7 protein-coding genes are annotated in these 9,564 nt (G+C 44.8%); all 7 read right to left on the minus strand.

Annotated features, from left to right (window positions below; genetic code table 11):
- Positions 1 to 966 carry a DMT family transporter gene (locus PLL47_RS13775; protein ID WP_324447024.1) on the minus strand — a complete coding sequence of 322 codons (966 nt, stop codon included), beginning with the start codon at positions 964 to 966 and terminating at the stop codon, positions 1 to 3.
- A 144-nt stretch (positions 967 to 1,110) separates the two neighbouring features.
- Positions 1,111 to 2,790, minus strand: coding sequence for an adenosylcobalamin-dependent ribonucleoside-diphosphate reductase (locus PLL47_RS13780; protein ID WP_324447025.1), 1,680 nt, complete (start codon positions 2,788 to 2,790; stop codon positions 1,111 to 1,113).
- 225 nt (positions 2,791 to 3,015) lie between these two features.
- The gene (locus PLL47_RS13785) at positions 3,016 to 3,483 is read right to left on the minus strand and encodes a peptidylprolyl isomerase (protein WP_324447026.1); all 468 of its coding nucleotides are present in this window, start codon (positions 3,481 to 3,483) and stop codon (positions 3,016 to 3,018) included.
- Between the two features lie 183 nt (positions 3,484 to 3,666).
- Positions 3,667 to 3,795 carry a hypothetical protein gene (locus PLL47_RS13790; RefSeq protein ID WP_324447027.1) on the minus strand — a complete coding sequence of 43 codons (129 nt, stop codon included), beginning with the start codon at positions 3,793 to 3,795 and terminating at the stop codon, positions 3,667 to 3,669.
- 38 nt (positions 3,796 to 3,833) lie between these two features.
- Positions 3,834 to 5,555, minus strand: coding sequence for a restriction endonuclease subunit S (locus tag PLL47_RS13795; RefSeq protein ID WP_324447028.1), 1,722 nt, complete (start codon positions 5,553 to 5,555; stop codon positions 3,834 to 3,836).
- Positions 5,552 to 7,003: an N-6 DNA methylase gene (locus PLL47_RS13800; protein WP_324447029.1), complete on the minus strand. Its 1,452-nt coding sequence runs from the start codon at positions 7,001 to 7,003 to the stop codon at positions 5,552 to 5,554. The genes PLL47_RS13795 and PLL47_RS13800 overlap by 4 nt, the downstream gene beginning before the upstream one ends.
- A gap of 118 nt (positions 7,004 to 7,121) precedes the next feature.
- On the minus strand, positions 7,122 to 9,413 hold the full coding sequence (hsdR, locus tag PLL47_RS13805) for an EcoAI/FtnUII family type I restriction enzme subunit R (RefSeq protein WP_324447030.1): 2,292 nt from the start codon (positions 9,411 to 9,413) through the stop codon (positions 7,122 to 7,124).
- Positions 9,414 to 9,564 lie beyond the last annotated feature (151 nt).

Raw genomic sequence — 9,564 nt, forward strand, 5'->3', positions numbered from 1 at the left:
TTATTTCCCCTGTGGTCTTAAAAGTTCTCTTTTCCAGAAAGGCATTTTTTTGCTTGAGATCATCTTTTCCCCGAAAACCAACTTTCTGAGAAATATGGAGTTATCAAGGCTTATTACGACTGCTGCTGCAAGGATAAAGAAGCAACCTATAAGCATTCCACTGTGAACATGGCTTCCCAGAACCGTGTAATCGAAAAATATACAGGATACAGGCTCAAGAAGGGAAAGGATACTGCCTGTAATTGCGCTTACACCTGCAACTCCTCTAATGTAGAACACTGCACCTATACCTGTAATCATGACCCCGAAAAGTATGAGAGTATGAAGGTTTTCAACAAGAATATGCACTGGAGTGGAGACTGCAAAAGGAGAAAGGAAGACAAGACTGATTACACTCTGCCATACCAGCTGGGTAAGCCCATTGTACTCATTTCTGAGATAACGGACAGAGATTATGACACCACTGCTGAAAAGACCCCCTAAGAGCCCGAAAATCACACCTTTAAGATAGCTGCTTCCAAATGCAAGCTGTTCAAAACCGCCTTCAGGCTTTGTTACGTAGAAGACACCTATTAGACCCAGGAAAAGGGCAAGAATAGTTTTCTCAGTGTTCTTTTCTCCAAGAAGAATTGGGGCGAGGAAGGTCAGATATATGGGGTCGGTATAAAGAAGAAGGATGGCAGAAGAAGCCCCAAGATACCGGATTGCAGAATAATAGGAAAACATCTGCGAAACATATAAAATTCCTAGAAGAAGCAGGTAATTTTTCTTCTTTTTTAATGCGAGCTGGCTCAGGTTTCCGGTAATTGCAAGATAACACAGTATGGCTGAAAGCCCGAAAAGAACTCTATAGAAAATAATGGAGCCTACAGACATGTTCTCAAGCGATTCCATGAAAATTCCAACAGTACCATAAATAACACATGCAGTGAGTAACTCAAGATGGTGTTTAGAGGCAGCAATCATGCTATATGAGGGGATACGAATGTATATATATTTTTAGTAAGATAACTGAAATTTTAGTGATATAACACATCGTAAAAAAAATTAGACACTTTGTAAGAAAAATTCTATTTTATACAGAGTGACGAATTAACACTCCATAACATCTTACGCGGTATTTTGGTTTTCGGGCTTTTTTAAACTGAGGACCACATGCTGCCTGCTTCCGGTTCTGTATATTGTGAGCCCTTTTAATCCCTGCTTCCAGGCATAAATAAGAGCTTTCTCGATATCCTCTCTTCTTGCACTCTCAGGCATGTTTATAGTCTTTGAGATTCCTGCATGGCAGTGGCGCTGGAAGGCTGCCTGTATATCAATGTGGGTCTTCCAGCCAATATCAAGGGCTGACCTGAAGAGCCTTTTTTCGTCTTCGTTCACTATTTTTGGGTTTTTTACGTCCTGCAGGGTACCCCCGGTATAAACATGCTCAATGAGCCAGAGGTAATCAGGTTCCGAAAGTTTTGGCTTAAAATGTGCCTCAAAGAGTGGATGGACAAGCATAAATTCTTTTTCTACTGTATGTGCACGCCTGTAGACCCAGCTGAAAACAGGTTCGATTCCTGCAGAGCAGCCCGCAAGAATGCTTATAGTGCCTGTCGGGGCAATTGCGGTCAACGCCGCATTTCTCATGGGAAATTCCCATACCGAGTTTTCATGTTCTGGAAAGGGTCCTTTTTCTGCTGCAAGCCTTCTTGATTCCAGGATTGCGGACTGGCTTATCTGTCCCATGAGCTTTTCTGCAAGCTCAATGGCTTCTGCCGAGTCGTAGGGAAGCCCCAGCTTCAAAAGCATGTCGTGAAAACCCATAACTCCAAGCCCTATTTTTCTGGTCTTTAGGGTTGCCTCCTTAATCTGCGGGATGGGGTAAACATTTATGTCGATTTCATTGTCCAGGAAGCGGACTGCCTTTCCGGCTGTCTCCCTGAGAGATTCCCAGTTGATTTTTCCCTCCTCAACAAAAGAGGAAAGGTTAATACTGCCCAGGTTACAGGACTCATAAGGCAGGAGAGGCTCTTCTCCGCAGGGATTTGTGGCAGTGATGTCTCCAAGCGCAGGTGTGAAGTTGTCCCTGTTTATTCGGTCATAAAAAAGAACCCCGGGCTCCCCGTTTTTCCAGATCCCGTCAAGAATTTCGGAAAAAATCTCTCCAACCGTTGCGCCTGTCCGGGGGTTCCATACCTCGCCGGTGTTTCCTGCTTCAACAAGCCGGATAAAATCGTCAGGTATCATTACCGAGAGATTGAAATTCCTGAAACTACCTTCAACATGCTTTGCCCTGATGAAGGGGATGATGTCGTCATGGGAAACATCCAGAATTCCTATATTTGCACCTCTGCGCCTTCCGAACTGCTTGATAACCTCGGTTGCCTCGTTAAAGAGCCTCATGAAAGAAAGCGGGCCGCTCGCAACCCCGTCAACGCAGAGCGCCTGAGAGCCTTTTGGCCTTACCTTTGAAAAGTTGAACCCGCTGCCTCCTCCGGTTTTCTGGATCAGAGCTGCAGTTTTGAGGGCATCAAATATTTCCTCGACACTGTCCTCCACAGGGACTACAAAACAGGCAGCAAGCTGGCCCAGTTCCGTACCAGCATTCATAAGGGTTGGCGAACTCGGGACGAAGATTTTACGGACCATCAGGTCTTTGAATTCCAGATATTCTTCTTCGCTTGTTGCAATTGCTTTTGCCACCCTCTCACAGATGTCCTCCCAGCCTTTTTCTCCTTCGCGCAGATACCTGGCTTTTAGGGCTTCAGCAATCAGAATATCCCATCCCGCGGCTGCTTCCAGCATAGAAATCGTTCCCCTGAATAGTCAGCAATTTTTAAAAAGAATATCTGTTATTTTGCTAAAAATAATTTACATTCCAATATTGTGCGGGATTTTTTATCATCCTATCCGAAAATCTGGTTAGAATAGGTGATAAGAAACAACAGTAAGGAAAAAAGAAAATTGAAAAAAATAGAAATTTGGGGATAATAAACTGAAAGAATAGCAGCAGGTTTCGTATTGAAAACTTCAGACCAGCTCAGCTTTCAATATTTTGACTTCGGTTTTCGGGCGGTCCTGCCGATCGGTCTTTACTTTCCCCATGGCATCGACAACATCCATGCCTTCCACTACCTTTCCAAAGACAGGGTGCATTTTGTCAAGATAATTGTTGTTTACAAGGTTGATGAAGAACTGGCTCCCGCCTGTGTTCGGACCTGCATTTGCCATGGAAATCGTACCCCTGTCGTTCCTGTTGTGCTTTGTGAACTCGTCAGGGATCTCATAGCCCGGCCCTCCCATACCGGTACCCGTCGGGTCTCCGCCCTGAATCATGAATTTGTCAATGATCCTGTGGAAAATCACACCGTCATAGAAGCCTTTGTCCACAAGTTTTGCAAAGTTTCCTGCCGTAATCGGCATGTCCTCAAAAAGCTCGATGGTGATATCACCCATAGTGGTATGCAGGACCACCTTCTTTCCCTTCCATACAGCCATTTCTGTTCCTCTTTCGGTCTTTTAATCAGATTTTTATGTGTGCCTGTCTTTTTGTCGGCTTCTCTGCATTCTATGCTCACTTTGCATGTAAATGCTTCGCCACCCGAGTTCCGCTTCGGGAGCACGGTGTCCTTTTCGCTTCGCTCAAGAGGACTGATTTTCCGGTACAGAGTTATAACTTTTTTATATTTCGGCGGCAGCCCCCTCTAACAAACCCCTGACAACCGTTTCCATAAGGATCTCGCTGTCTTCCCCGAGTTGCGCTCCCCGAGTTCCGCTTCGGGAGCACGGTGTCCTTTTCGCTTCGCTCAAGAGGACTGATTTTTCGGGACAGAGTTATAACTTCTTTTTTATATTTCTGTGGCAGCCCCTTCTAACAAACCCCTGACAACCGTTTCCATAAGTTTCTCGCTGTCTTCCCGAGACTTCCTTAGTTTTGCTTCAAGTTCATCACACAAGCCCATGAACTGCTCGACTTTTTCAACGATGCGTTTTTGTTCATTGAGGGGCGGGAGAGGGAAAAACCATCCAGCTAAAATTGATGTATTTAGATTTGGTTGTCCCATTCCTTGATTTACTTCACGGAATGCTCGAGTCTGCTGAAATAAATAATAATAGGCATAATCTTTGGAAATTAAATCGTGGAAGCAATTCAGTCTGGCAACGCCGTCATTTATACATCCTTTTATTTGACTTATTTTTGGTACTCCTAAAGTAGCGCCACTATTCGTCAGCAACAGATCTGAAGGATATATGTACCTACTTCTTTTTGAACCCAGTTCTGTTAGGAAATCAGTCGTTATGGTGAGATATTTCTCTGAATCCTTAGTAATTTCTCTGACGGTAATCCAAGGTATATTTCCTCCAAAATATTGCGGATCCCCTGCTGGTCTAGGTGATCCTCCCCTTGTTATTTCAAAAATTTCTTGAAGCCTTATCCATTTCCATGATGGAGGTATTATCCAAGGAGGATTTTCTTTCATAATTGTGGATAATTTCTTATCATCCTGTATTTCTTTGGATATGATGCATCTCTTTTTCTCAGTTTCAATTTTCTCAATCAAAACACTCGCCGGCTCATCCTCTGGATTTTGAGGCACTAATTTTCCCTGAACCGCAAGCTGGAGAATTGCCTGCCTCAATTTTTCAACATTTTCAGGGTTGTCATATAATAAATCAAAATTTTCACAAATACGCTGCCAGTACTGTTCAAATTCTTCCTTATTTTCTGCGCTGAGCATCCTTTCAAGGGCAGCGCTGTTGAGTTTGCTCTGAATCTCCTGCTTTTTCTGGTGACGGGCTTCGAGTTTGTCGCAGAGAGCCATCAGTTCGTCTACTTTGGAGACTATGCGTTTTTGTTCGGCGAGGGGTGGAAGAGGAAAAGGATTTTCTGAGAAATAGTCTTTAGGAACTCTTTTTTGCCCTGCAGATCCTGTCATTTTTGGAACGCCTCCATAGATAAAATCTGGAGACTTTATGTAAATTAGGACAAAATTAGGGATGATTAATTCCTTTAAAGGTCTAAACACATGTAATTCTGTAGTTCCAGCCCCAAATCCATTCTTTAATCCTTTCATAACAGCGGATTTCCCATTTTGAAAACAAGGAGTTATTTTTGCAAGAACTACATCATTTTCAGCAAAATGTGTAAAGCCTTTTTTTATTTCTTCCCATTTTCTGATTTCCATTTCAACTTTTTGTCCGTATTTCTCAGAAATACATGTCATAGGGATAAATGAAACCTCTTTTTCGTCAGAAATATCATTGCGTGGATTTATCAATCCACATTCTGAAAGAGTAGTCCACTCCCAATTTGAAGGAATTTCATAAGGAATCTGATCAGCATCTTTAGAACTTATTAATTTTGATCCTTTACTTTTTCCTTCCTTTATCAGTTTCTTTTTTTCAGCCTTAATTTTCTCAAGCAAAACCGATGCCGGATCATCATTCGGGTCCTGAGGCACAAGTTTTCCCATAACCGCAAGCTGCAAAATAAGCTCTCTCAATTTCTGCACACCATTCGGTGCATCGGCAAGCAGCTCGAAGTTTTTGAAAAAAACGTCCTGATTCATGTGTTTTTCCCTGCCAGGGCGTCCATAAGTTCTTTTTTGAGGGCGGTGCGGGTTTCTTCGATTTCGGAAAGGAGGGTTTTGTACTTTTTCAGCAGCTCTTCGGGGTCGCCGTGGTCATTTTCAACGGTGTTGGGGTTTTTGATGTCGAGGTTGTAGTTGCTGGCGATCACGTCTTCGGCTTTGACTTTCCAAGCAAATTCGTTTTCTGTCCTGTTGTTCCACCAGGCTTTTTCCGGGGCGAACTCTTCTATGCGCATCGGTTTGGTTTTGGAGTAGGACTTGTAGCCGGCGGGGTAGGGGTGTTCGTAGTACCAGATTTCTTTTGTCGGTTCGCCTTTCGTGAAAAAGAGGAGGTTTGTCTTTATGCCGGTGTAGGGGTTGAAAACGCCGTTAGGGAGGCGGACAATCGTGTGCAGGTTGCATTCCTGAAGCAGTTTTTCTTTGATTCGGGTCTTTGCGCCTTCCCCGAAAAGGGTTCCGTCAGGGAGGACTATCCCGCATCTGCCTCCGTCTTTCAAAATATGCATAATAAGGACAAGGAAAAGGTCAGCAGTCTCTCTTGTCTGGAAATTTGCCGGAAAATTTGTCTCTATACCGTCTTCCTCCATACCTCCGAAAGGTGGATTTGTAACAACCACGTCCACGCGGTCTTTTGGGGTGTAGTCTCGGAGCGGGCGGGCGAGGGTGTTGTCGTGGCGGATGCGGGAAGGGACTTCGATTCCGTGGAGGAGCATATTGGTAATACAGAGCAGGTGCGGGAGCTGCTTCTTCTCAACGCCTGAGATCGATTCCTGCAAAATGCGGTGGTCTTCGACGGATTTCACGTATTTTTCGCGGATGTGCTCAATTGTGCTCGTCAAAAAACCACCTGTCCCGCAGGCAGGGTCAAGGACTTTTTCGCCCAGCTTCGGGTCAACCATGTCCACCATAAACTGGGTGACTGCGCGGGGGGTGTAGAACTCGCCTGCGTTGCCTGCGCTCTGGAGGTCTTTGAGGATTTTCTCATAAATTGAACCGAAGGTGTGAAGGTCGCTCGAAGTCGTGAAATCGATCTCATTAATCTTGTTAATGATCTGGCGGATCAGGGTTCCGTTTTTCATGTAGTTGTACGAGTCCTCAAAAACGTCCCTCACCACAAAACCTCTCGGGTCGTCGTCTTCGGAAAACGTGAGGTTTTTCAGGGTCTTGAAGAGCTTTTCATTAATAAAATCCAGCAGGGTGTCGCCGGTTATGCCTTCCGGGTCTTTCGCCCAGTTCCTCCATCGCAGTTCTTCAGGGATGGGAGAGACATATTCTTCGTCTTCCAGTTCGTATTCTTCTTCCCTTGCATCGAATATTTTCAGGAACAGCATCCAGCCAAGCTGGCTTATGCGCTGGGCGTCTCCGTCCACGCCTGCGTCTTTTCGCATAATATCCTGAATTGTTTTTATCGTTGTGTCCAGAGACATGTTTTTCTTTCCCGAGTTATATTTAATCAATTTTACATTCAGTAACTCAATATTCTAACATAAGTCCTTCGAATAGAGCTTTCAGCGGCTGGGCTTATAGAAAGCAGTTTTCCAGCATTCAGGCTTCCTGTGTATAAAGCTGTGATTCAAGCCCTCTGACCGCTGCAAGGTAGTTACTCTTGCCGCCGAAAAGTTTCACAATCTCAAGTGGTGTCCCTATCCTGTCAAAGGGCTGCACCTTAAGGACACTCATATTCTCAAGGTTTTCAATCCCGTCGTCTGCATACTTGTCAAGCAACGCGTCAAGGACTTCCTGTGCCTGTTCCCCGTATTTGCTGAAGTAGCTGCTCTTTTTCACCTTCTCAGCCCTTTCTTTCCTGCTCAGAGGTGGTCGGTCAAAGGCAACGTGGCAGATCAGGTCAAAGGGGTCAAAGTCCTTTCCTACTTCCTCTGAAAGGGCATCAAGCAAAATTCCCTTCTCTTCAAGTTCGGCAATGATCACCTGTTTCTTCTCGGCTTCGTTCCAGTGTTTCAGAAATGAGTCAAGCGATTCAAAATCTTTGAGCATGGTCTTACGGGTATAATCCTTCAGGGATTCCGTTATCAGTTTTCCGTCCGGTCCATAGTACTGCGTGCGCTCGGTAAGGATTTCAACGCCAACGTCGTCCACAAAGTACTTTTCTCTGTCCGTTTCCCCCTCCGGATTTCTGGATCCGCCGTTCCCGTTTCCTCCCGGTACGTAGATTTCCACGGGCTCGCCGTCAAAATCGGGGTCTGCAAACAGTTCTGTCGCTTTCTTGAAGTCCATTATTGTAAAATAGAATTTTCCGTAGTCCTCATTAATCCGTGTCCCTCTGCCTATAATCTGCTTGAATTCGGTCATGGACTGGATGCGCTTGTCGAGCACTATCAGCTTGCAGGTCTGGGCGTCCACTCCTGTACTCATCAGTTTCGAGGTCGTGGCAATAACAGGGTAGCGGCTCTCAGGGCTAATGAAGTTGTCAAGCTCGGCTTTTCCTTCCTGGTTATCCCCTGTAATCCGCATAACATACTTCCGGTTTTCTCCTGCAAGGTCAGGATTTTCGTTAACAAGGGCTTCCCTCATCCTCTCGGCGTGGTCTATATTCTCACAGAAAACGATGGTCTTGTCAAAACGGTCGTTTGCCTTCAAAAATTCTGTTACCTTCTTTGCAACCAGCTCTGTCCTTTTTTCAAGCACAAGGTCCCTGTCAAAGTCTTTCTGGTTGTAAATCCTGTCCTCAATCTGTCTGCCGTATTTGTCCGTTTTGCCTTTTTCCGGTCTCCAGCCTTCAAGGTCCTTATCAAGATCTATGCGTACAACCCTGTAAGGCGCAAGGAAACCATCTTCAATTCCCTGTTTCAGGGAATATGTGTAAATTGGCTCTCCGAAGTAATGGATGTTGGAGATATCCTTTGTCTCTTTAGGGGTTGCAGTCAGCCCTATCTGCGTTGCAGAGGAAAAATATTCCAGAATTTCCCTCCATGCCGAATCTTCAGCTGCGCTTCCCCTGTGGCACTCGTCCACAATCACAAGGTCAAAAAAATCCGGAGAAAACTGTTTGTAGATATTTTTCTCTTCTTCTGTGCCGGAAACTGCCTGATAAAGGGACAGATATATTTCGTAGGATTTCTCAGCTTCCCGGTTCTGGATTTTTGTCATGGCGTTTCCGAAATGCTTGAAATCGTTGATCCTTGTCTGGTCTACAAGAATGTTCCTGTCTGCCAGGAAAAGGATTCTTTTCTTCACTCCTGCCTTCCAGAGGCGCCAGATAATCTGAAAAGCCGTAAGAGTTTTTCCCGTGCCTGTTGCCATCACGAGCAGGATTCTGTCCTGCCCTTTTGCAATAGCTTCTACTGTTCGGTTAATTGCTATTCTCTGGTAATAGCGCAGAGGTTTCCTGAAATCAGCAAAGTAGTCCTGGGTTACGATTTTCTGCCTGCCTTCGTCAAGCCCTTTCCATTCGCAGTACTTCTGCCAGAGATATTCCGGGGAAGGGAATCTGTCCAGAGAAATTTCCTCTTCTATTTTTCCGAGAGTGCCTGTCCTGTCGTGGAGCAAAAAGGCATCTCCATTCGAGCTGAAAGCAAAGGGGATGCCCAGCATCTCGGCATAAGTGAGCGCCTGCTGCATACCTTCCCCAACCGTGTATATGTTCCGCTTTGCTTCCACCACTGCAAGAGGAATGTTGGATTTGTAGGAAAGAATATAGTCGGCTCTCTTTGGTTTTCCTCTGCTCACAGATGAGCCTTTTACAATAATCCTGCCTTTAGTGATGTTTACTTCTTCCCGGATCTGGCGTTCTTTCCAGTTAGCCTGTTTGATCGCAGGTGTGATAAACTTCGAGCAAATATCCCTTTCACTCAGTTCTTTTTTATTGGCTTCTTCCATCTGCAGTCATCCGGTAGAATTTACTCACACATTAGACGGTAATAACTCCAGTCCAGTTCACTACTTAAACTATTAAATTTCTTGTGTTTTGAAATTCCTGCAGATATGTTTATTTTTCAGAATGTATCGCCTGAATCTGCAGTTATTTAAT

The organism is Methanosarcina sp. (assembly GCF_035390745.1).
GTDB lineage: Archaea > Halobacteriota > Methanosarcinia > Methanosarcinales > Methanosarcinaceae > Methanosarcina.

Bases quoted from the DNA above. Each gene is read 5' to 3' on its own strand.
- PLL47_RS13775 (WP_324447024.1), bottom strand. From the start codon at position 966: ATGATTGCTGCCTCTAAACACCATCTTGAGTTACTCACTGCATGTGTT.
- PLL47_RS13780 (WP_324447025.1), bottom strand. From the start codon at position 2,790: ATGCTGGAAGCAGCCGCGGGATGGGATATTCTGATTGCTGAAGCCCTA.
- PLL47_RS13785 (WP_324447026.1), bottom strand. From the start codon at position 3,483: ATGGCTGTATGGAAGGGAAAGAAGGTGGTCCTGCATACCACTATGGGT.
- PLL47_RS13795 (WP_324447028.1), bottom strand. From the start codon at position 5,555: ATGAATCAGGACGTTTTTTTCAAAAACTTCGAGCTGCTTGCCGATGCA.
- PLL47_RS13800 (WP_324447029.1), bottom strand. From the start codon at position 7,003: ATGTCTCTGGACACAACGATAAAAACAATTCAGGATATTATGCGAAAA.
- hsdR (WP_324447030.1), bottom strand. From the start codon at position 9,413: ATGGAAGAAGCCAATAAAAAAGAACTGAGTGAAAGGGATATTTGCTCG.